We start from the raw sequence: 251 nt of genomic DNA, 5'->3' as shown, positions 1-251 counted from the left end.
ACTTCATCAATAATTTCTATATCATTTTTAATATTTGCTTCGATCAGGCGACGGTTCATGTAGTCGTATAAGGAGAGCATTTGGTTTGCGACTTCTTGATCCGTTTTCAATGTCACCATTAATTCTTTAATAATCGCTTGGGCTTTTTGAAGATTACTATTTTTATCTTGAATATTTTTTTCTTCGATTGCGTTTTTGGCTTTTACTAAGAATTTTAAACACCCGTTATATAACATGAGTGTGAGTTCTCC

General features: G+C 32.3%; 1 protein-coding gene. It reads right to left on the bottom strand.

Features of this window, described 5'->3' with window-relative positions:
* On the bottom strand, window positions 1-251 hold a 251-nt coding region (fliS, locus tag R0J88_RS22025), incomplete at both ends, for a flagellar export chaperone FliS (protein WP_410901181.1).

Origin of the sequence: Pseudoalteromonas sp. SIMBA_162 (genome assembly GCF_046535955.1) — a bacterium.
GTDB classification, from domain to species: Bacteria; Pseudomonadota; Gammaproteobacteria; order Enterobacterales; family Alteromonadaceae; genus Pseudoalteromonas; species Pseudoalteromonas marina.
The sequence above is the reverse complement of the archived record's forward strand: the minus strand, read 5'-3'. Positions and strand labels throughout refer to the sequence as shown.